Genomic DNA, 22059 nt, shown 5'->3' with positions numbered 1-22059 from the left:
CAGACAAATGGCAGATGAACTTCAATCATCATTGGCGCGGTAGTCCGCGCGATTGATGCCATGGCGCTGCATTTTATCGTAAAAGGTTTTTCGCGGAATACCGAGCGCCTCAATTGTTTCCTGAACATTGCCATTATGTGCGGCGAGCGTTTCGCGTATGAGCGTTTCTTCGTAGCGCTCGAGCCTTTTGGGGAGGGGCTCTTGATCACTGATCGCTGGCTGCGGCGAATGTGCCGGTTTCGCAACACCAAGCGCCACACGGTCGGCGAAATGCGCCAGTTCGCGGACATTTCCCGGCCAGTTGTGGCTCATAAGATAACGGTGCGTGGTTGCATCTATGGCCGGCACATCGCGATTGAAGCGTTTCGACGCCCGCGTCAGGAAATGTGCGAAGAGTAACGGAATGTCGTCCCGCCTTTCTCTCAACGGCGGGATGGAAAGCGTGACGACATTCAGCCGGTAATAGAGGTCTTCACGAAAATCGCCTCTTTGGGTTGGGTCGCCGAGGTCTATCTTTGCTGCTGCTACAACCCGCAGGTCGACCGGGCGAACCTCATTTGTACCGAGTGGTGTGATTTCGCGCATCTCAAGGACGCGCAGCAGCTTCACCTGTGTCGCTGCGGGCATGCTTTCAATTTCATCGAGAAACAGCGTGCCACCACTTGCATGTTCAATCCGTCCGAGCCGCTTTTTCTGGGCACCCGTAAAGGCCCCGGCCTCATGACCGAACAGCTCACTTTCAATCACCGTTTCGGGCAAGGCTCCACAATTGAGTGCCACGAAATTGCCTTTGCGGCGGCAGCCCCAGTTGTGCAGCAATTGTGCGACGACTTCCTTGCCACTGCCGGTTTCACCAGCCACGAGAACATCGACATCAGTGTCGGCGATATCGCGCAAGGTTCGGCGCAGATTTTCTATCGCCGGTGTTCGGCCGATCAATGGTAGATCTCCCTCCACATTCTCGGCGGCTTCACGCAGGGCGCGGTTTTCCAAGATCAACTGGCGCTTTTCCAATGCGCGGCGGATGCTGTGCACGAGCCGGTCGGCCGCAAATGGCTTAGCAATGAAATCATAGGCACCATCCTGAATGGCCTGTACGGCCATCGGAATATCCCCATGACCGGTGATCAGGATTACCGGCAAATCAGGGTCGATGGCCTTGATCCGCGCAAAGAACTGGAGACCATCGATCTGCGGCATACGGATATCGGTAACGACAATGCCGTCATACTCAGTTGTAACGTTGTTCAAGGCATCCAATGCATTTGGAAAGTCGGCAACTCCAAAACCGGCAAGTTCAAGCGTTTGACGGGTGGCGCGGCGCAGCGCCTTGTCATCGTCGACGAGAATAACGGAAGGGGACTTGTCCATCATGCTTTTCTCAATTCAATGCGGAAAGATGTACCTGCGGCGCTGCTTTCGGCAGATATGGTTCCGCCATAGTCGGTGATGATCTCCTTGACGATCACAAGACCGAGGCCGAGTCCTTTTTCTTTCGATGTGTTGAATGGCGAAAACAGATTGTCGCGAATATGCTGTGGCATACCGGGTCCATTGTCGGAGACCGTGATGATGACCTTATCGTCATTCACCTGTGTACGAACTTCTATTCGTCCGTCATTTTCTTTTAAATCAACAGCTTCCAGCGCATTCTGGAATAGGTTTATGAAAACCTGTTCAAGGCGGAGGGACTGGCCTATCACGTGCAGTTCGGACGGCGGCAGCGCGATATCAAGCTGATCCATGCGTCCGGAGAACCGACTTCGTAACAGTACCAGCGCGCCTGAAATGACCTGGCTGAGCGAGGTCGGCTCGGAAGGAGAGCGGCCCTTTCGGGCGAGTGCTTTAAGGTCACCTGTGATTGTGCCGATACGGTCTGTCAGTGCCGCGATTTCATCGAGATTCTCGGTTGCATCGGAGAGGTGCTTCCGTTCGATGAAGGTTTTTGCATTATCAGCATAGGCTCGAATGGTTGCAACCGGCTGGTTGATTTCATGTGCTACTCCAGCCGCAACTTGGCCCATGATGGCAAGCCGGTTGGCATGAACAAGATCCTGCTGGACGCCTTGCAGCATTGTTTCGGTGCGACGATGGTCACTGATTTCGGCCTGCAGACGGTCACGCGCCGAGCTGAGATCGCGGGTGCGCTCCTCCACGCGCTCTTCCAGCTCTGCTTGTCTGCGTTGGGCATCGGCAATGCGTGCTGCGATTTTCTGCCTGCGTCGCAAAAGAAGTCCGGCAACCGTGGCAATTGTTGCCAGAACAATAAAGGTAAACAGACGCGCTTCACGCATGGCCGCGGTAATTTGCGGGCGGATTGGAGCGAGACTGTACATTTGCCATGGAGTGGAAGGCACGGTTGAACGAATGGCTAGAAACTCGGTATTGCGGGCGTTGCCCGGTAGCAGTGCGTCGATCAGAAGAACATCGCCGCCGCCGATTGATTTAACCGCTAGCGGCAGCGCGGTGAGAGGTGCGTTACCAAACTGCAGGCTATCACGGATGGACTGGAGTTGTTCCTGACCGATTGAACCAACGGTCATGAAGCGCCAAGACGACAGGCTGGTAATCAGAACAATGTTGCGCTCGTCTGTGACGAATGTCGGTCGTCCGGCATTGTTCCAGTCGTTCTCCAGACGGTCGAATTCCAGCTTGACGACAATCACGCCCAGCGGTCCGTTCGGCCCATCAATACGACGGGATATGTAAAGGCCGGGGCGATTGCTGACATTGCCGAGTGCGAAATACTCCGCATCTCCGTTTTTCAGCGCCTCGTGAAAATAGGGACGGAACTTGTAGTCGTTGCCGACGAAGCTTGTTGGTCCGCGCCAGTTACTTGCAGCAATGGCAATGCCATCCATGCCCACAAGATAAATGACGGCAGCCTGCGTGCCTTGCGCCAGCGTCTCCAGCTTCTCGTTCAAAGGATTGATTGTCGCTGACGTTTTGTCCTGAAGCGCTGCTTCAAGTGCCTTATCCTTTGAGAGGACCAGAGGCAGTGCGCGCTGTTTATCGAGAACTGCCCGCAGTAATGCTATGTTGAGATTAGCATCGATCCTTGTCTGCTCACGCATTGTCAGGATGGCTTTGTTCCGCGCAAAATCGCCGACAATCCACAAAGCAAAAGCGAAAACCACAACCCAAAACAGCCCAAACAACGCCCATGTGCGGCGGTTGGAAGTATCGGATTGGGCAGTGATGCCCTCTTTCGAAGAGTTCGAATTCATTATTTCAATAGTGCATTATTTCACACACATTGAAAATAAAAATGTGCGGATATTCGCACTTTCGTTGAGGTATGAATTATGAGGTTTATAATAAATATATATAAAACAATGAGTTATATGAATTTGATCGAACTGGCACGGACATTGCAATCAAAAGGTTCAGCAGCGGCTCAGACCGCTGGAATTCCAGACTGAAAGGCTCGGGAGGCCGGACAGGTTCCGGGCTGGGTCGAACGGAGGACATCATGATTGCAGTATCGACAGGCACCGCGGCAGAGCCGCGCGGTCGGATCCCACTTTATAAGCATCTTTATGTACAGGTACTGGCAGCTATTGCTGCCGGTATTCTGCTTGGCCATTTTTATCCCGAGCTTGGCACGCAGCTAAAGCCACTTGGGGATGCGTTCATCAAGCTCGTGAAAATGATTATCGCACCTGTCATTTTCCTGACCGTTGCGACAGGCATTGCCGGGATGACCGATATGAAAAAGGTCGGTCGCGTTGCCGGTAAAGCGATGATCTACTTCCTGACCTTCTCGACACTTGCCCTGATTATCGGTCTCATCGTGGCTAACGTCGTGCAGCCGGGCGCTGGAATGCATATTGATCCGGCTTCGCTGGATCCGAAAGCTGTTGCCAATTACGCCGCCAAGGCACATGAGCAAACCATTACCGGCTTTCTGAGCAACATCATCCCGACAACGATTGTCGGCGCATTCGCAGAAGGCGACATTCTACAAGTACTGTTTTTCTCGGTCCTGTTCGGTATCGCGCTGGCTCTCGTCGGCGACAAGGGGAAGCCTGTCACTGATTTTCTTCATGTTCTGACTGCACCTGTTTTCAAGCTGGTTGCGATTCTCATGAAGGCCGCTCCAATCGGCGCTTTTGGTGCCATGGCATTCACAATCGGTAAATACGGCATCGGTTCGATCGCCAATCTCGCGCTTCTGATCGGCACATTCTATCTTACGTCCTTGCTGTTCGTGCTTGTCGTTCTGGGAGCGGTTGCTCGTTACAATGGCTTCTCGATCCTTGCACTTATCCGCTACATCAAGGAAGAACTGCTTCTGGTTCTGGGTACGTCATCTTCAGAAGCAGCATTGCCTGCACTGATGGACAAGATGGAGAAGGCTGGTTGCAAGCGTTCTGTTGTCGGCCTGGTCATCCCGACCGGTTATTCGTTCAACCTCGACGGCACAAATATCTATATGACGCTAGCAGCCCTCTTCATCGCGCAGGCGACGGATATTCCACTGTCGCTGAGCGACCAGATTCTGCTTCTGCTGGTGGCGATGCTAAGCTCCAAGGGTGCTGCAGGTATTACCGGTGCCGGTTTCATCACGCTTGCTGCTACGCTGTCTGTCGTTCCAGCCGTTCCAGTCGCAGGCATGGCCCTGATCCTCGGTATTGACCGCTTCATGTCGGAATGCCGTGCGCTGACCAATCTCGTTGGCAATGCGGTGGCAACAATCGTCGTGGCGCGTTGGGAAAACGAACTCGATGCGGACAAGCTCGCCGCGGCGATGAACGGAACGCCAGTTATCACAGACCTTGTTCCGCAGCTTGAGCCGGCTGAATAGAGTTTATCGGACAGAAAATGCAACGGCCCGCTCTGGCGGGCCGTCTTGCGTTTAGCGCTCGACAGGCTTTCCCTGTGTTATCAACCGGGCGCTATGCTGGCCGGAGATATAAGTCCACAGCCAGCTCCAGGCGACAGCCGCACGGCTTCTTGTTCCGATCAGAAAGAAGATGTGCGCGATGCCCCAGAACCACCAGGCGATGATCCCCTTGAGTTTGAAGCGCCCCATATCTACGACAGCGGCGCCTCTGCCGATGGTCGCAAGGTTGCCCTGATGCTTATAACGGAATGGCATCGGTGGTGTTTTTCCTTCAATGCGGCTTTTAATGACCTTGGCGACATAGGCACCTTGCTGTTTGGCAGCGGGTGCTATGCCTGGAATCGGCTTGCCGTCCGGTCCTTCGACCCATGCTGTATCGCCGATGACGAAAATATCCTCATGGCCGGGCACATTTAGGTTAGAGAGAACTTTCACACGTCCCGCGCGGTCACTCTCAGCGTTCAGCCATGTTGCAGCAGGAGAGGCGGCAACGCCTGCCGCCCAGATTGCCGTATGGCAGGGAATGAACTCTTCGCCAACAGTTACGCCTTCGGCTGTAATATCCTTGACCGGAATTCCGAGCCGCACTTCGACACCCAGTTTTTCAAGTGCTTTCAGCGCATAATCGGATAGATCTTCTGGAAAAGCCGCCAGAATGCGTGGACCTGCTTCCAGCAGCATTACGCGTGTCTGCCGGGTGTCTATATTGCGAAACTCCGGCCATATGGTTTGCTTGGCCAGTTCCGCGATAATGCCTGCAAGCTCTACACCGGTCGGCCCACCACCTACGATGGCGAATGTCAGCAGCGCCTGCCGTTTTGCTTCGTCTGTCTCGCGTTCGGCACGCTCGAAGGCTAGGAGCAGGCGACGGCGAATGGTGGTTGCGTCCTCAAGCGCCTTCAGTCCGGGGGCCAACGCTTCCCATTGATCGTTGCCGAAATAGGCGTGCCGTGCTCCGGTGGCGAGTACGAGCATGTCGTACGAGATTTCGGTGCCGTTTTCGAGCAATACCCGACGGTGCTCGGTGTCAACATCGGTGACTGTGCCCAATAGCGTGGTCACCTCCTTGCGATCCTTGAACAGATGCCGGATCGGCCATGCAATTTCCGAGGTGGCGAGGATGGTGGTTGCAACTTGATATAGGAGCGGCTGGAACAGGTGATGATTACGCTGATCTATCAGTGTGATCCGCACATCAACGCTTCTAAGGTCATGGATCAGTTGCAATCCGCCAAAACCAGCACCTACGACGACGATATGGGGTACACGCTCTTTGTTCATTATCTTCAGCCTGCGTTCATTCTACAATATTTAGCCAGCCCGTCCGTCTTGAACAGGGGTATCTGACACAGTTTATGTCCGCATCTCGTGTAGCCAGGCCATCCGTTTCAATATTAATCACCTTCAAGTTTTTATCACAGATCGTCGTGAAGACGTTTCTTGTGTTTCGAAATAGAACAGTTCCAGACAGCGATTTCAACTTTTTAATTATGTTAGGATTGTCGTAAATTATTCCCCAATTTTATATTGTTTACCTCTTGTCTTTGCTGTTTGCGCGCTAAGTAATCCTAGGTTGTTATCGGAGCTTGGAGGGACGGATGCATTGGCTTCAGGCAATATTTCAGCAGGCACCAGAAATAGCATTATTCCTCTCGTTGGCCGGTGGGTATGCCATCGGCAAGATACATTTCGGCAAGTTCCAATTAGGAGGGGTTGCTGGATCACTGCTTGTCGCGGTGATAATCAGCCAAGTAGGCGTTCAAATCGATAATGGGGTGAAGGCTCTGCTCTTCGCCCTTTTTATTTATGCGGTCGGTTTCGAAAGCGGTCCGCAATTCTTCCGTTCACTCGGACGGCAATCTCTGCGCGAGATCGCGATGGCTGCAGTGCTTGCCATCAGCGGTTTGGCGACAGTCGTGATCATGGCGCGTATATTTGGTTTGGATAAAGGTCTTGCTGCGGGTATCGCCGCCGGTGGGCTAACCCAATCAGCAATCATCGGAACGGCAAGCTCGGCGATTTCGAAGCTGGGCCTTGCTGCCGATGAGGTGCAGCGATTGCAGGCGAATGTAGCTGTCGGATACGCTGTTACCTATATTTTTGGTTCGTTCGGCGCGATTATTGTTTGCGTCAATCTGCTGCCGAAATTCATGGGGCGAAGTATCCGTGACGACGCCATAAAGGCGGAAGCCGAACTGTTGGCGGGCATAAGAATTTTGGGGCAGGGAGAAAGCGAGGCTGCTCCTGATCTTGTGGGACGCATTTACAAGGTAGAGCAAGCAGCCGGACAGACTGTGGCCCAGATCGAGGCTCTAACCTCGGTTGAAGATGCTATAACCATTGAACGTGTCAAACGTACTGGCAAGATCATCGGCCTTTCACCCAATCTTAAACTGGAAAGGGATGACATCGTCCTAGTGGCAGGCCGACGCACTGGAGTTGTCGCTTTCGGCAACAAGATCGGGACCGAGTTACAATCCTCCGAGGGCATGGATGTCGTTGTACAAATCCGCGATGTGACGATCACCTCACTGGATTATGTTGGCAAGACCGTCGCTGCAATCAAAGAGAATATAAGCTCTGAACTGCGCCACGGCGTCTATGTCATTGGCGTCAAACGGGCCGACAAACCTTTGCCATTGCAGCCGGATACCGTCATCAATGCGGGTGATGTCGTTTCACTCTACGGCACTGATCAGGATTTGCAGCGTGCTGCAAAGTCCATTGGTCCGGTGATTGTTCCGAGTGACAAGACCGATTTCGTGTTTCACGGTCTAGGTATTGCTTTTGGCCTGCTGATCGGTTTGGCGGTCGTACGTATCGGCTCGATACCTCTGACGCTCGGCAGCGGTGGCGGTGCGCTTTTGTCGGGTCTGCTCTTTGGCTGGTATCGCAGCAGAAATATGACCATCGGCAATATGCCGACAGGTGCTTCCACTTTGTTGCGTGATCTGGGGCTTGCCGGTTTTGTGGCGGTTGTCGGACTCCAGTCTGGCCTGCAGGCCGTGCAAACAATTGTCAGCAGTGGCCTCACCATCTTCCTGATTGGTGTTGTCGTTACCATTCTGCCGCTGATCATCACGATGTTCTTTGGCCGTTACGTGCTGAAATACGACAATGTGGCTGTGTTCGCAGGGGCACTTTCCGGTTCTCGCAGCGCTAATCCAGCCTTCGGCGAAGTGCTGGACAAGGCAGGTAATTCCATTCCTACCACCCCGTTCGCTATCACCTACGCGCTTGCCAATGTCTTTTTGACATTGCTTGGGCCGTTGGTGGTCGCTTTTTCCTGAGGATTAGATCATGGCGAAGACTGATTATAGCAAGTATGCGAAGCTGAGCCCGTTCGAACTCAAGGATGCACTCATCCAGCTGGCTTCCAGTAAAACTGATCTGACCATGCTGAATGCTGGGCGCGGCAACCCGAACTTTCTTGCGACCTTGCCGCGCCGCGCATTTTTAAGGCTGGGGCTTTTTGCTGTCTCCGAAGCTGAACTTTCATACTCATATATGTCGACAAGTGTCGGTGGCTTGCCGAAAGTTGAGGGAATAGAAGGGCGGTTCCAGCGCTTTCTTTCCGACAACGGCGACCAGCCGGGGGTGAAATTTCTCGGACGAGCACTGTCTTACGTTCGCGATCAGCTGGGTCTTTCTCCATCGGAGTATCTGCACGAAATGGTGGAAGGTATTCTTGGTTGTAATTATCCGGTTCCGCCACGTATGCTGACGATCAGCGAGGAGATTGTGAAGCATTATCTCGTTCGCGAGATGATCGGCGGCTATATGAGTTCCGATAAGCTCGACCTGTTCGCGGTCGAAGGCGGGACGGCCGCCATGACCTACATTTTTGATACGTTGAAGCAGAACAAAATACTCGATGAAGGCGATACAGTGGCCATCGGCATGCCTGCTTTTACCCCCTACATCGAAATACCGGAGCTGAACAACTATCGGTTGAAAGAAGTGCACATCAATGCCGACCCACATCAGGGCTGGCAATATCCGGAAGCAGAGCTGAACAAGCTGCTCGACAAGTCAATCAAGGTTTTTTTCTTGATCAATCCGAGCAACCCGCCTTCGGTTAAGGTAGATCAACGCAGCCTTGAGCAGATTGCACGGATCGTCAAGGAAAAGCGTCCTGATCTCATGATCCTGACGGATGATGTCTACGGTACTTTTGCGGATGATTTCAAATCGCTCTTCGCTATCTGCCCTTATAACACGATGCTTGTCTATTCTTTCTCCAAATATTTCGGCGCAACTGGTTGGCGCCTTGGCGTCGTCGCGATGCAGAAGGACAATGTTCTGGACGAAAAGCTCAAAAATCTCCCTTCACCAGCAAAGAAGGAAATGAACGAGCGCTATTCATCACTGACACCGGATGTCTCGAAGCTGAAGTTTATAGACAGGCTTGTCGCCGACAGCCGCACAGTTGCGCTTAATCATACGGCAGGGCTTTCGACACCGCAGCAGGTCCAGATGGTTCTGTTTTCGCTCTTCGGCCTGATGGACGAAAAGGATTCATACAAGGCGGAGCTGAAGAAGCTTATCCGTCACCGTGAGGCAGCGCTTTATCGCGAACTTGGGCTGCCGCCTCAGTCCGGCGAGAATGAAGTGGATTATTATACGCTGCTCGATCTGGAAGATATCGTCCGCCGTCTCTACGGCGATGATTTCGCGGCGTGGGTGAAGAAGAATATTTCCCCGACGGAACTGCTTTTCCGTATAGCGGATGAAACCGGCATCGTTATGTTACCGGGTACGGGCTTTGGCACCTTGCAGCCAGCGGGCCGTATCTCGTTGGCGAACCTCAACGAATATGAATATGCCGCTATCGGACGTTCTCTCCGGCGTATGGCGGAAGAGGTTTACGACAAGGAATTCAAGCCGAAGAAAAAGAATAAGTAAGTTGCTAGAAGGGGCGCGATGAGCGCCCCTTCTGTCATTAGATAGATGACAGAACCAGTAAGTCGCGGCGGACTTCATCGCCATTGCCGCTTATAAGCTGTTTCTCGATATCCGCATGGATAGCCTTCCATATAGGCACAGCTGCAGCAAGAGCTGCTTTTCCCGCGTGTGTGAGCTGCAGTAAACGTTCGCGCCTGTCATTCGGGTTGACAATGATCTCCACCCAACCCTGCCGCTGCAATGGTTTCAAGGCTGCCGTCAAAGTGGTTTGATCCATGGCTAGAAGCTCCGAAACCGGTTTCATCGGTGGTGGTGCCGGGCGATTAAGGGACATCATCAGCGAGAATTGGCCATTGGTCATCCCGACTGGACGCAGAGCGTCGTCAAAGCGGCGGGCGAGGGCGCGTGCGGCGCGCTGAACATGCAAACAAAGGCAGGTATCACGAACCAGAAGTGTTGTTTCAAAAGGTACATCGTGGCTATTTGACATGACTTATTAATATTGATATCAATGTAAATCGTCAAGCGGGAACATTGATATCTGGGCATAGACAGGGAGCAAAAGCCGGAGGAGGGCTTGCACCATGAACAAGGTCGTATCCCGAGAAGTTTGGCTTGAGGCGCGGCGCGCGCTTCTGGCAAGCGAGAAAGAAGCCACCCATTTGCGCGACAAGGTCAATCGTGAGCGGCAGGCTCTGCCGTGGGTAAAGGTTGATAAGGACTATACATTCGATACGCCTTCGGGACGGAAAACACTTTCTGACCTGTTCGAGGGGCGCAGCCAGTTGCTGATCTATCATTTCATGTTCGGACCCGACTGGGATCAAGGTTGCACAGGATGTTCGTTCCTGGCCGATAATCTTGATGGCGCCGTGACACATCTCAACAATCACGACGTCACGCTCGCCGCCGTTTCGCGCGGACCGCTGGCAAAGCTGGAAGCTTACAAGAATCGGATGGGCTGGCATTTCCCGTGGGTTTCGTCGGAAGGCAGCGATTTCAATTTTGATTATCACGTCTCCTTTACAAAGGATGAGCTCGAGAATAATCGCGTTTTCTACAACTTCGAAAAGCTGGCGGCCGAAGATGCTTTCGATGAACTGCACGGCATGAGCGCTTTTTACAAGGATGAAAACGGCGCGATCTATCATACCTATTCCAGCTATGCGCGCGGCATTGAAGAATGGGTCAGTACGCTGATGATCCTCGATCGCGCGCCGAAGGGCCGCAATGAAAATAGCACGATGCATTTCGTCAAGCGGCACGATGAATATGAATCGCAGGCTTCCAGGCACAGCTGCTGCGGCTGATCATTCGCCCGCGAAATAATCCAAGGGAGTACTTTCAATGAAAAACGGCTCTTCTCCGTTCGTCTGGTACGAATTGATGACAACAGATGCTGACAAGGCACAGGATTTTTATACAAAAGTCGTCGGCTGGACGGCAAAAGACGCCGGCGTCCCCGGCATGAAATATACGTTGTTTGAAGTGCCCGGATGCATGATTGCGGGCATGATGTCGATGGCCGACATGCCCAAAGAGGACTGCGGCGGCGAGCCCGGTTGGATCGGCTATGTCGGCGTGGCAAATGCTGATGACTACGCCCGGAAAGTTGAGGCGGAGGGCGGCAAAGTTCTCAGAGCTGCGCAAGATATTCCGAACATCGGGCGATTTGCGATTGTGTCGGACCCACAAGGTGGTGTCTTTGCACTTTTTGAGCCGAAAGACGAAATGCCGCCACCGGCCGACTTCGGTTCGCGCAAACCGGGACATCCGGGCTGGCACGAACTCTACGCCCAGAACGGCGAGACAGTATTTCCTTTCTACGAGAAGGTTTTCGGCTGGAAGCTCTCACGCAACTTCGACATGGGGCCTATGGGGAACTACAAGGTGTTCAGTGTCGATGGCGCCGATCATGGCGGTATCATGACCGCGCCTCCTGGTACTCGCGTCGGCTGGGGTTTCTACTTCATGGTCGATGGCGTGAAGGATGCTGCCAGCAGGGTCAAGTCTCTCGGTGGAGCCGTTTTGCAAGAGCCGATGCAAGTGCCCAACGGCGAATGGGTTGTTCAATGCAAGGACCCGCAAGGCGTGAACATCTCGCTTGTTGCCTCGAAACCGTAGGATAGATTGTGCCTCCCGATTGACTGCCGTTACATTTACGATGATTGGATGGAACATCGAAACGTATCGGCGGATGATCAATGATGCACGACAGAAGGACGCGTCAGTCTCAACGGGCTGGAACAGTTTTCGCCGCTGATGTTGGCGGGTCCTTCATTCGGCTGGCGCGCTCAGCCAATCCGGGCGATATCGAGCTGCTTGAAAAACTGCCAACGCCGGCCAACAGTTGGGATGAGTTTGGCGGGGCATTGGAAACTGCGCTCCGAACCCACGCACCGGACGACAGGGGGCCACTTGCACTTTCCATCGCTGGATTAGTTGATCCGGATACAACTACCGCTTTCTCTGCAAATATCCCATGCATTACCGGACACAGGCTAAGCTTTGAACTCGGCGAGCGATTACAACGGCAGGTAATTGCCGCCAATGATGCCGATTGTCTGGCGCTTGCTGAGGCAATCGAAGGAGCGGGTAAGGGACATGACATAGTCTTTTGCGCAGTGCTGGGAACAGGCGTCGGCGGTGGGCTTGTTATCGACGGTCAATTGGTTCGCGGTAAAGGTGGTTTGACTGGTGAATGGGGGCATGGCCCGATCCTCAACACGTGTGTAGAAATAGACGGGCAAACAGTGTCGGTTCCTCGCTTCGATTGCGGGTGCGGTCAAAGCGGTTGTGTCGACACGATCGGCGGTGCACGCGGGATCGAAAAGCTGCACCAGCTTCTGAATAGTATCGACGCGAATAGCCATACGATCCTGCAGGAATGGCTGGAAGGCAGACCGGAGGCGAGACGGACAATTTCGGCCTATCTCCAGTTGGTTGCCGATCCGCTTGCTGCCGTCGTCAACATAACCGGCGCATCAATCATACCGGTTGGAGGTGGACTTGCTACCGCTTCCGAATTGATCTCAGCAGTCGATGAGGCGGTCAGGGCTCGAATTCTGCGGAAGATAGACAAGCCGTTAGTTGTTCCGGGTATATTCGGCAGCGATGGCGGTTTGGTCGGGGCAGCAATATTGGGGCATCAGACGTGAGCGCACTACTTGAGGTCTGCGTGGATAGTGCCGATGGCTTGCGGTCGGCAATTGAAGGTGGTGCTGATCGGATTGAGCTCTGCTCTGCGCTCGAGCTGGGTGGCTTAACCCCTTCGCTGGGGTTGATTGAGCTTGCCTCGAAAGCACCAATCCCGGTTTACGCAATGATCAGACCGCGCGGGGGCAACTTCTGCTTTTCGGCAGAAGATGAAGCCATAATGCTGGCTGATATTCGCAACGCTAGAAATGCTGGTTTGGCCGGTGTCGTTGTCGGTGCATCGCTGAGCGACGGCTCTCTCGATGCGGTTATGCTGGAAAGACTGATTGCAGAGGCAAAGGGCCTTGGAGTAACGCTCCATCGCGCATTCGATCTTGTTCCCGATATGGAGATTGCGCTGCAGCAAGCAATTGCGCTCGGCTTTGAACGTATTCTGACATCCGGCCTGTCACAAACCGCCGAGGACGGGCTTGATAAACTGCGGCGGCTAGCTGAAATCGCTGGCGAGGGTATCAGCATTATGCCCGGTAGCGGCGTGAATGCTGAGAATGTGGGACGGATCATGGAGGCAACTGGCGCCGCAGAAGTTCATGCTTCATGCCGGGTCCCGGTCGAGGAGAAGGATCCTCGTGCTATCGCCTTCGGTTTTGCTGCTGAACAATCATTTCGGACATGCGTTCAACGCGTTAGAGCTTTGAAAACTGCAATCGCGCGCGCTTAAAGGCCATTCAATCCAAATTCGCGGCGTCTGTGAGTGTAGTATTCGCATATTGATCGACGCCTGAAACGGAAATTTCTCATACACTTTAAGGTGACACTTAATCCCTATTGCCACTCCCAAAGAGTTTGAGTAGAAGTGTCGTCACATCAAGAGTTGGGGAGACGCCCAACGCCAACCTGCCTCTCCGGGCAAGGTGGTACTCTCTGCAAGGAGAGGATGTGGCCAAACCGGCAAATATACGGATAAAGCCACTCGCGTCCTCACCAACATAAACTAGGGACCGACGCGACATGCCGATTAAAATTCCTGACGATCTGCCAGCAACCAGTGTTCTCCAGTCCGAGGGCGTCATGGTCATGCGTGAAGCAGATGCCGTTCGTCAGGATATTCGCCCGCTGAAGATCGGCCTTCTTAATCTGATGCCCAACAAGGTCACCACCGAGACGCAGATTGCGCGGCTTCTCGGAGCAACGCCGTTGCAGGTGGAGTTGACCCTTGTTCGTATCACCAACCATGTGGCGCGCCACACGCCTGCCGATCACATGCTGTCCTTCTACCAGCCGTGGGAAGATGTGAAGGATCAACGCTTTGACGGTTTTGTCATCACCGGGGCTCCGGTCGAACGCCTTGAGTTCGAGGAAGTCACCTATTGGGACGAAATGCAACGCGTGTTCGACTGGACACAGACCCATGTGCATCGGACACTGAATATTTGCTGGGCTGCGCAAGCTGCCGTTCATCATTTCCACGGCATGGGCAAATACGAACTACCGGGCAAGGCGTCGGGCGTCTATAGCCAACGCAACCTTGCGCCATCGTCTCCCTACCTTCGCGGCTTTTCGGATGATTTCAAAATCCCGGTTTCGCGCTGGACCGAAGTGCGCAAGAGCGACATTCCGTCCGACAGCGAGTTGAAGGTGCTGGTCGATAGCCCAGAGACGGGGCTTTGCCTGTTGGACGATCCGCGTCATCGCTCACTGCATATGTTCAATCACGTGGAGTATGACACGACGTCACTGGCGGACGAATATTTCCGTGACATTCAGGCCCAACCTGAAACAAAGGTTCCGGCGAATTATTTCCCTGGAGACGACGCAACGCGCCAGCCGGAAAACCGCTGGCGCAGCCACGCGCATCTTCTTTTTGGAAACTGGATCAACGAGATGTATCAATCGACGCCTTACGACCTGGAAAATATCGGGAAGCGCTAAGAGCACGGAGCGGACGCGGCCTAAATGAACGAACCCGGCATGGCGATATTGCACGCCGGGTTTTGAGCGGTTAACTGGCAGCGCGCGCCAGCCATCTGTGCCAGTCGTCCTCTGAGCCGTGGAAGACATTCAGGTCAATCTTTTCGCTTACACCCTGCGAAAGCCCCGATCCTGAATACTGCCAGAAGGTCCATGGACGCCCCGGATAAACCTTGGACGGATGTTGGGCGACGGCACGTAGCCAGAATGGATAGTTGGTGAAGGCACCTTTCAGATTGTCGTCATAGAAATCTGGCGCGGTATAGATGATTGGCCGCTTGCCGTAGTGCTGTTCCAGCCTGTCCATGAAGACCTGCATCTTTTCCCGCACCTGCGCCGGAGAAGGCCGCCGCTTGCAGGAGGAATCGCCGTTCCATTCCACATCGATGACAGGTGGAAGCGCATCGGCTTCCTTGGGAACATTGCGGATAAACCAGTCGGCCTGCTGGCTTGCCACGCGGCACCAGTAGAAGAAGTGGTATGCACCGCGTTTGATGCCTGCGGCTTTCGCCTCTCGCCAGTTCTTGCGGAACATGGGATCGAGATGGTCGCCGCCATCAGTTGCCTTGATATAGGCGAAGTTTGCACCTTGTGTACGCAGCTTCACCCAGTCGATATCACCCTGCCAGCGCGAGACGTCCACACCGTGAACTGCCAGCTTGCGCGGCGAAGAGCGTCCGAAATTGATCGGTTTTGCATCGCGGAAACGGTGGCTGTAGATTTTCGAGCGTTCTTGCGGCGTAAGGCGTACCGGCGGGTAGGCTGCGACTTCAGGCTTCGGAAGCGAGATGCGCGCCTGGGGGCGTTCCTGCGGCTGTGGTTGCGGCGTAATGCGGGCTGGCGGCTCTGCCTTGAACGGGCCTGCATCAGGTATGGGGCCTGCCCAAGCCAGAACTTCTTCCTGTTGGGCTGCTGGCATCGGCTGCGAAGCGCTCGCCATTTCGCTCAGAGGAGCGGGCGGCACCGGGCGAGCCACCGAACTCGTTGTCTCAGCCGAAGTCTTCGACTGGAGCATGATGCTGTCGATGCCGGAACTTGACGTACAGCCCGTCAAAGCGGCGCAGGCAAGGGCGATGACTGATACAACCGAAGAACGCATGAGCACCCGTAACGCAAAACAAATGGGCTGCAACGCTCCCTCTGAGCTAATTGCTAATCAAAGCTTACCGGGAAATGCTGAATCCAAAGTTTACGAAATTGCTAATGCACGCTCTCTAATTTGATTGCGCGAGAATTTTAATCAGTGCTGTTGCAGAATTCTCCAATACGGTTTCATCAAATCCTGAGAAGCCGAGGATAAGCCCCTGGCGCGGCTTCAGTTTCGTGTAGAGTGTCGATAGTGCATGAACCTCAATGCCAGACTCTGACAGAATGCCTGCGAGACGTGTATCGCTTTGCCCGTCCGGTAAAGCCAGAAGCAGTGAAAGCCCAGCAGGAGGAGCCTCAATCCGGAACAGTTCCGGCTCTCCGGGGGCAAGTGCTGCCATCAGTTTACGCCGCCGCGATGCATGTATGCGACGCATACGCCTGATGTGCTGCGCAAAGGCTCCCGTTTCTATGAAGCTGGCCAATGCTGGCTGCGCCAGTGGCGACGGCGCAGGAAACAGGGTTTGTCGCAAAGCTCTGAATTGAGCGGTCATATGTGCCGGTACGATCAGGAAGCCTAGCCGCAGGAGTGGCGAAAAGACCTTGGAAAAGCTTCCAATGTAAAGAATACGGTCTGGGTCCAGCGACATCAACGCCGGCAGGGGCTGGCCGATATAACGGTGTTCGCTGTCGTAATCGTCCTCGATGATGACAGCATCACGCTCTCTTGCCCATGCAATCAATTCAAGACGGCGACCCAACGTCATGGTTACGCCTGTCGGGTGATGTCGAGCCGGTGTGACGAACGCCCCGCGTGCGTCGCTGGCTTTATCTCGCCCCGTCGAGACATCGAGACCGCCGACATCGACGGGAACGGCTATTATGTCGAGGCCATTGGTACCTAGGATCTTGCGCGCAGGCGGATATCCGGGTTCTTCCATCCAGAGTCTGTCACCCGGCGCAAACAGCGCTTCCCGGATAAGGCCAAGAGCGTCTGCGCTGCCGTTGGTGATGATAATCTGTTCCGGTGAGACAATCATACCGCGCCATTCGTGCAAATGACGGGCCAAAGATGACCGCAGAGGATGAAAGCCAAACACATCGTCGCTGCTTAATAGATCAGGGGAGGGATTGCGCCAGATGCGTCCTAACAGTTTGCCCCATTCGTCGTGCGGGAAATGATCGCTATCGAACATACCGAGCCGGAAGGCTTTGGCTTCCTCACGGTGTAACCGCTGCTGGGCTATCGTATGAAGGGGCGGTTGGTCGACTGTCAGGCTGGTTTCGGGAAGTTCGGCGGTGACATGGGTTCCGGAACCTTGACGTCCTTCCAGATAGCCTTCGGCGATCAATTGGTCGAATGCCGCAAGAACGGTTGTTCGTGACAGGCCGAGTTCCAGAGACAAGGCACGGGTAGAAGGCAGTTTTGCATTGGGTTTCAGGCGTCCGGCCAAAACCGCTTGTCTTATCTGACCGACCAGTTGCGCAGTAAGCGAGACATCGCTGGCGCGATCGATCCCGAATTCCGGAAGCGTATTGGAAATTGGCATTATCGTATTCGTTGAAAGTGGTTATTTTCTCAAAACCACTATGGCGGCAGTTTGGCCAAACATAAAGGAGAAATATCGGCCATGACGACAGCCCCTTCCGAACGCAGCCGCGTGAAGCGCATGCATGAGCGCGGTGCCTATGATGCAGCCACGGTTCACGCAATCATCGATGCTCAGCCTCTGGCGCATGTGGCTTATGTGTTCAATGGAACGCCCTATGTCACACCAACGCTGGTCTGGCGTGAAGGCAATTTCATTTACTGGCACGGATCATCCGCCAGCCGCATGCTGGAAAGCTGCGACGAAGCAGAAGTGTGCGTGAGCTTTACACTGCTCGATGGGCTGGTCCTTGCCCGATCAGCGTTTCATCATTCCTGTAATTATCGCTCGGTCATGGCTTTCGGGACAGCGCGTAAAATCTCGGATGTCGCGACGAAGGAACATCACTTGCGCAGTTTCGTAAACGGGCTTTTTCCTGGTCGGTGGGAGGGACTGCGCCCGATGATGGCCAAGGAACTGAAGGCCACCATGCTTCTGGAACTGGAATTGAAAGAAGCCTCGGCAAAGGTTCGTTCCGGTCCGCCGAAGGATGATGACGCCGATTATGCCCTGCCAATCTGGGCAGGCGTCATTCCTATGACTACTCAAATGGGTTCACCGGTGGATGACGGTCGTATTTTGCCGGGCGTTGCTGCGCCGGACGCCATCATGCAATTCGGTTATGTAGCAGAAGCTGCGGAATAGACCTTCGAAGGTTCAGGCGGGGCCGAGAAAAATGTGCGTCTCGGACTTCGCGATCCCGTCCATGGCGCGGATTCCTGTTACCAGCCGGTGAAACTCATTCATGTTGGGGACTTCAATCTCGGCGATCAGGTCCCATGTTCCATTCGTGGTGTTCACGGCGGAAAAGCCGGGATTCTTGCGTAAAGTCGCTATCACGCTTTTGATGTTACGCCCGGTCAGTTCGATCATCATGATACCGCTGATCATGTCGGTGGTGCCATGATCCTTCAATCTGACTGTAAAGCCTGCAATGACCCCTGATGCGATCAAACGTTCCATACGGCTTTGGATCGTGCCTCGCGCCACCCCCAAAATGCTCGCAAGCGTCGGGATGGACGCACGGGCATTGATACGCAGTTCCGATATTAATCGCTGATCCAGATCATCCATCACTACACCGCCATTTGACGATTTCGTCAGTTTGATTGCGTTTATCGCAGATTACTGGACATTTCTATACCGAATTGACGTTTTCGTTGATCCTTTGCTCCGTTAGCGTGCTTGAAAACAAACAAGCCGGATAAGCAGCAACGCAACCGGCAGGGGAATTTCGGAGGTGGATCGATGGAGTTTTTCTTTCTCCCGCTCCTGGGTAACCAGAGCGCGTCGATCTTGCCTGTTCCGAATCAGTTTTCCCGAGAAATTTGCCGCCGCCCGTCGGGCGTCGACGATCTGGAAAGATGCGTCCATCTGGGCGCTCGGAACGGGCATCGCCCGTGATCGCGTTACGATCACTTAGGAGAAAATAAAATGAAAACCCTTCTGTCTTCACTCGTTGCGGCTGGCGTCGGCGCGCTGATGATGCTCGCTCCCGCCCACGCTAACGACCTCGAAAAAGTCACGCAGAGCGGCGAATTGCGCATCGGCATGAGCGGTGTTTTTCCGCCGTTCAGCTTTGTTGATGGTCAGAACCAGGTTGTCGGCTTCGACGTTGATATCGGTGCTGAAATCGCCAAGCGCCTTGATGTAAAGCCGGTTGTCGTGACTACCGCTTTCGACGGTATCATTGCAGGGCTGCGTGCAGGTAAGTTTGATGTAGTCGTCGGCAGCATGAGTATCACGCCGGAACGCGAAAAGGCTGTCGACTTCGCAGGCCCTTACTATCGCGGTGGTCGTGGTATCTTCGTGACGGAAGCATCGCCGGTTAAGTCCATGGACGAGCTGAAGCAGGGCAAGACCATTGCCGTTACGCTTGGCGAAACCAGCGACAAGTGGGCGCGCGAGCAGGGCGGCTGGACCGTCCGCACCTATAAGGGCATTCCGGAACTTCTGCTTGAGCTTCGTTCGGGCCGCGTGGACGCCATTGCCTCGGATGACATTCCAATCCTGATTGCCATCAAGGAAAGCGGCGAAGAGGTTCGTCAGCTCGATACGCCAGAACTTCAGGGTACCGACAATGTTGGTATTGCTCTGCGCAAGGGTAACCCTGAGCTGAAGGACGCGATCAACAAGGCTCTCGATGACATGAAAGCCGACGGCACCTACGAGAAAATCTCGACCAAATGGATCGGTCGCGACATCCGCTAACCGCGTGAAACCCCAAGCCGGGACGGCTATTAACGCAATTGTCCCGGCAACATTTCTTTCCGGCTTGGTTTTCCAGACAGGAAAGGGGAGATAATGAATTTCTCTTTGATGGCGGAGGTCTTTCCATACTTTCTGGAGGCCGCCCTGGTTACCGTCGAAATCTCGGCACTTGCCATTCTCATCGGTTTGAGCGTCGGTGCTCTTGCCACAGCAGCGAAACTGTCGCGCTTCTGGCCGCTGCGTTTCATCGGAACAGCTTATGTCAGTGTTTTTCGCGGCACACCATGTCTGCTGCAGCTTTTTGTTCTCTATTTCGGTGGACCGCAGATTGGCATCAATCTTGAACCGTTCGCAGCAGGTGCTATCGGTCTTGGTCTCAATATCGGCGCTTATTACGCCGAAGCCATGCGGGGCGCCATTCTGACGGTTGATGTCGGTCAGAGGGAGGCTGCCCGTTCCATCGGCTTCGGCAGCGGACAGTCGATGCGCTTTGTGGTGTTGCCCCAGGCAGCACGGCTCATGATCCGCTCGCTGGGTGTCAACACCGTCATGCTGATCAAGGGATCGGCTCTGGTTTCAGCGATTTCCGTGGTCGAATTGACCTACACGGCCCAACGCTTCATCGGCTCGACCTACCGCCCGTTTGAAATCTTCGGCATCGCCGCGGCCATCTACATGGTTCTCATCTACATCGTTGCACGCTTCGTCGATTTCCTCGAAGCCCGCTACGCACTCAAATAGGCGGTGATCCCATGCAACTCGATTTTTCCATCGTCCCGCCCTATACCGAACTTCTGATGACGGGCATTTGGTGGACGCTCATCATCGCTGTGTCCTCATCCATCGTCAGCTTCTTCGGCGGCATCGCATTCGCCCTGCTCGTGCTCTATGGCAACTGGCTGGTGCGCTATCCGGTCCGCTTCTTCATCTGGCTGTTCATGGGAACGCCGCTGCTTCTGCAACTATTCCTGCTCTATTACGGCCTCTCGCAGATCGGCATCAACATTCCTGCCGTATGGACGGGTATCATCGGCCTTGGCTTGCACTTTGCGGTGTATAATTCTGACATCTTCCGCACCGCGATCCAGACTGTCGATCCGGGGCAGAATGAAGGCGCGCGCTCTCTTGGCTTCGGCAGCGGCCAGACACTGCGCTACATCGTCGTGCCGCAAGCTGTCCGCAACGCGCTGCCGCAGGTGGGTAATAATCTGATTGCTCTCTTGAAGGACACGGCACTTGTTTCGGTGATCGGTATCACAGAGTTGGTGCATGCGTCACAGCAGGCGATCAGCGAGACCTACAGCCCGTTTGAATTCTACATCACTGCCGCAGTGATCTTCTATGTACTCAATCTCATCCTGGAAGCCGGATTGCACTGGATGGAAAAGAAAGTCGAGGCTTACCGATGAGCAACAGTAACCCCATGGTGGAAGTGCGGGACGTCCACAAGTCTTATGGCGCACTCGAAGTACTCAAAGGTATCGACCTGTCTGTCGAACGTGGCCAGATCATCGCGATCATCGGTCCGTCCGGTTCCGGTAAAAGTACTTTGCTGCGCTCTATCAACCATCTGGAAACGGTCAACTCGGGCCAGATACTGCTGGACGGTATTCAGGTGAACCAGTCGTTGAACGGGCGGGCATTCGAGCGGCATATCAATGCCGTGCGCCAGCAGATGGGCATGGTTTTTCAGCACTTCAATCTGTTTCCGCATCTCAATGTCATGGAAAACATCACGCTCGGCCCCATCAAGTTGAAGGGCAAGAGCAGGCAGGAAGCACAGGAACTGGCCGTTTCACTTTTGAAGAAGGTTGGCCTTGCTGACAAGGCTTCAATGTATCCGTCGCGCTTATCGGGCGGACAGAAACAGCGCGTGGCTATCGCTCGTGCACTTGCCATGCAGCCGAAAGTCATGCTGTTCGACGAAGCGACCTCCGCGCTCGACCCGGAATTGGTCGAGGAGGTCAACCAGGTCATGAAGCAGCTTGCACAGGAGCACATGACCATGCTGATTGTGACCCACGAAATGCGCTTTGCCGCTGAAGTCTCCGACAAAGTGCTCTTCATGGACAAGGGCGTTGTGGTCGAGGAAGGCAAGCCGGACGTGATCTTCAGCAATCCGGAAAATGAACGAACGAGAGCGTTCCTCAAAAAACATCTCAACCAGTAAGTCGACGTTAAACCAGTTTTGAGAACCCGTCTGTGCCTTCAACAAGGCACGGAGACGGGGAATTA

20 protein-coding genes and 1 riboswitch are annotated in these 22059 nt (G+C 54.2%); of the genes, 13 read left to right on the top strand and 7 right to left on the bottom strand.

Going from position 1 to position 22059, the window contains the following annotated elements:
- Positions 1 to 21 precede the first annotated feature (21 nt).
- Together HWX93_RS01225 and HWX93_RS01220 are read right to left on the bottom strand one after the other, a co-directional pair.
- Positions 22 to 1371 carry a sigma-54-dependent transcriptional regulator gene (locus HWX93_RS01225; RefSeq protein WP_176036355.1) on the bottom strand — a complete coding sequence of 450 codons (1350 nt, stop codon included), beginning with the start codon at positions 1369 to 1371 and terminating at the stop codon, positions 22 to 24.
- Positions 1371 to 3227 carry a sensor histidine kinase gene (locus tag HWX93_RS01220; RefSeq protein ID WP_176036194.1) on the bottom strand — a complete coding sequence of 619 codons (1857 nt, stop codon included), beginning with the start codon at positions 3225 to 3227 and terminating at the stop codon, positions 1371 to 1373. The genes HWX93_RS01225 and HWX93_RS01220 overlap by 1 nt, the downstream gene beginning before the upstream one ends.
- 245 nt (positions 3228 to 3472) lie before the next feature.
- Between HWX93_RS01220 and HWX93_RS01215 the strand changes: the two genes are divergently transcribed.
- On the top strand, positions 3473 to 4807 hold the full coding sequence (locus tag HWX93_RS01215; RefSeq protein WP_176036193.1) for a dicarboxylate/amino acid:cation symporter: 1335 nt from the start codon (positions 3473 to 3475) through the stop codon (positions 4805 to 4807).
- A 51-nt stretch (positions 4808 to 4858) separates the two neighbouring features.
- Here the strand turns inward: HWX93_RS01215 and HWX93_RS01210 are convergent, their stop codons facing one another.
- Positions 4859 to 6127 carry an NAD(P)/FAD-dependent oxidoreductase gene (locus tag HWX93_RS01210; RefSeq protein ID WP_176036192.1) on the bottom strand — a complete coding sequence of 423 codons (1269 nt, stop codon included), beginning with the start codon at positions 6125 to 6127 and terminating at the stop codon, positions 4859 to 4861.
- Between the two features lie 317 nt (positions 6128 to 6444).
- Here HWX93_RS01210 and aspT point away from each other — a divergent pair, with 317 nt between their 5' ends.
- Both aspT and HWX93_RS01200 read left to right on the top strand, forming a co-directional pair.
- Positions 6445 to 8136 (top strand): aspartate-alanine antiporter, encoded by a 1692-nt coding sequence (gene aspT / locus HWX93_RS01205; protein WP_176036191.1) that lies wholly within the window; start codon positions 6445 to 6447, stop codon positions 8134 to 8136.
- A 10-nt stretch (positions 8137 to 8146) separates the two neighbouring features.
- Entirely contained in the window at positions 8147 to 9751 is a 1605-nt protein-coding gene (locus tag HWX93_RS01200; protein ID WP_176036190.1) for a bifunctional aspartate transaminase/aspartate 4-decarboxylase, read from the top strand.
- 37 nt (positions 9752 to 9788) lie between these two features.
- On the opposite strand, the gene HWX93_RS01195 is transcribed toward HWX93_RS01200, so the two are convergent.
- Positions 9789 to 10241 carry a MarR family winged helix-turn-helix transcriptional regulator gene (locus HWX93_RS01195; RefSeq protein ID WP_176036189.1) on the bottom strand — a complete coding sequence of 151 codons (453 nt, stop codon included), beginning with the start codon at positions 10239 to 10241 and terminating at the stop codon, positions 9789 to 9791.
- 94 nt (positions 10242 to 10335) lie between these two features.
- Here HWX93_RS01195 and HWX93_RS01190 point away from each other — a divergent pair, with 94 nt between their 5' ends.
- The 5 genes from HWX93_RS01190 to metA all read left to right on the top strand — a co-directional run bounded on the left by HWX93_RS01190 (position 10336) and on the right by metA (position 14839).
- Complete coding sequence (locus HWX93_RS01190; RefSeq protein WP_176036188.1) at positions 10336 to 11061, top strand: DUF899 domain-containing protein; 726 nt, start codon at positions 10336 to 10338, stop codon at positions 11059 to 11061.
- A 37-nt stretch (positions 11062 to 11098) separates the two neighbouring features.
- Positions 11099 to 11875, top strand: a complete 777-nt coding sequence (locus HWX93_RS01185) for a VOC family protein (protein WP_151555785.1) — start codon at positions 11099 to 11101, stop codon at positions 11873 to 11875.
- 83 nt (positions 11876 to 11958) lie between these two features.
- Positions 11959 to 12909: an ROK family protein gene (locus HWX93_RS01180; RefSeq protein ID WP_151678080.1), complete on the top strand. Its 951-nt coding sequence runs from the start codon at positions 11959 to 11961 to the stop codon at positions 12907 to 12909.
- Entirely contained in the window at positions 12906 to 13628 is a 723-nt protein-coding gene (locus HWX93_RS01175) for a copper homeostasis protein CutC (protein WP_176036187.1), read from the top strand. Before HWX93_RS01180 ends, HWX93_RS01175 begins: the two co-directional genes overlap by 4 nt.
- Before the next feature lie 138 nt (positions 13629 to 13766).
- Positions 13767 to 13876, top strand: a riboswitch (SAM-I-IV-variant riboswitch).
- 42 nt (positions 13877 to 13918) lie between these two features.
- Positions 13919 to 14839, top strand: coding sequence for a homoserine O-acetyltransferase MetA (metA, locus tag HWX93_RS01170; protein ID WP_151555783.1), 921 nt, complete (start codon positions 13919 to 13921; stop codon positions 14837 to 14839).
- A gap of 70 nt (positions 14840 to 14909) precedes the next feature.
- Here the strand turns inward: metA and HWX93_RS01165 are convergent, their stop codons facing one another.
- A complete protein-coding gene (locus tag HWX93_RS01165) occupies positions 14910 to 15977 on the bottom strand; it encodes a GH25 family lysozyme (protein ID WP_151555782.1) in 1068 nt (355 codons plus the stop codon).
- Between the two features lie 115 nt (positions 15978 to 16092).
- Positions 16093 to 17514 carry a PLP-dependent aminotransferase family protein gene (locus HWX93_RS01160; RefSeq protein ID WP_151651531.1) on the bottom strand — a complete coding sequence of 474 codons (1422 nt, stop codon included), beginning with the start codon at positions 17512 to 17514 and terminating at the stop codon, positions 16093 to 16095.
- An 81-nt stretch (positions 17515 to 17595) separates the two neighbouring features.
- Between HWX93_RS01160 and HWX93_RS01155 the strand changes: the two genes are divergently transcribed.
- Positions 17596 to 18258 carry a pyridoxamine 5'-phosphate oxidase family protein gene (locus tag HWX93_RS01155; RefSeq protein WP_176036186.1) on the top strand — a complete coding sequence of 221 codons (663 nt, stop codon included), beginning with the start codon at positions 17596 to 17598 and terminating at the stop codon, positions 18256 to 18258.
- 12 nt (positions 18259 to 18270) lie between these two features.
- Here the strand turns inward: HWX93_RS01155 and HWX93_RS01150 are convergent, their stop codons facing one another.
- A complete protein-coding gene (locus tag HWX93_RS01150) occupies positions 18271 to 18687 on the bottom strand; it encodes an Lrp/AsnC family transcriptional regulator (RefSeq protein WP_176036185.1) in 417 nt (138 codons plus the stop codon).
- Positions 18688 to 19047: 360 nt separating this feature from the next.
- Here HWX93_RS01150 and HWX93_RS01145 point away from each other — a divergent pair, with 360 nt between their 5' ends.
- The 4 genes from HWX93_RS01145 to HWX93_RS01130 all read left to right on the top strand — a co-directional run bounded on the left by HWX93_RS01145 (position 19048) and on the right by HWX93_RS01130 (position 21994).
- Entirely contained in the window at positions 19048 to 19824 is a 777-nt protein-coding gene (locus HWX93_RS01145) for an ABC transporter substrate-binding protein (protein ID WP_176036184.1), read from the top strand.
- 93 nt (positions 19825 to 19917) lie between these two features.
- Positions 19918 to 20565 (top strand): amino acid ABC transporter permease, encoded by a 648-nt coding sequence (locus HWX93_RS01140; protein ID WP_176036183.1) that lies wholly within the window; start codon positions 19918 to 19920, stop codon positions 20563 to 20565.
- 11 nt (positions 20566 to 20576) lie between these two features.
- Positions 20577 to 21233, top strand: coding sequence for an amino acid ABC transporter permease (locus HWX93_RS01135; protein ID WP_176036182.1), 657 nt, complete (start codon positions 20577 to 20579; stop codon positions 21231 to 21233).
- Positions 21230 to 21994 carry an amino acid ABC transporter ATP-binding protein gene (locus tag HWX93_RS01130; protein ID WP_328700161.1) on the top strand — a complete coding sequence of 255 codons (765 nt, stop codon included), beginning with the start codon at positions 21230 to 21232 and terminating at the stop codon, positions 21992 to 21994. The genes HWX93_RS01135 and HWX93_RS01130 overlap by 4 nt, the downstream gene beginning before the upstream one ends.
- Positions 21995 to 22059: the final 65 nt, after the last annotated feature.

The sequence above is a fragment of the Brucella tritici genome (assembly GCF_902825325.1).
Classification (GTDB): domain Bacteria; phylum Pseudomonadota; class Alphaproteobacteria; order Rhizobiales; family Rhizobiaceae; genus Brucella.
Note: the sequence above shows the minus strand (reverse complement) of the source record. Positions and strands in the feature narration are given on the sequence as shown.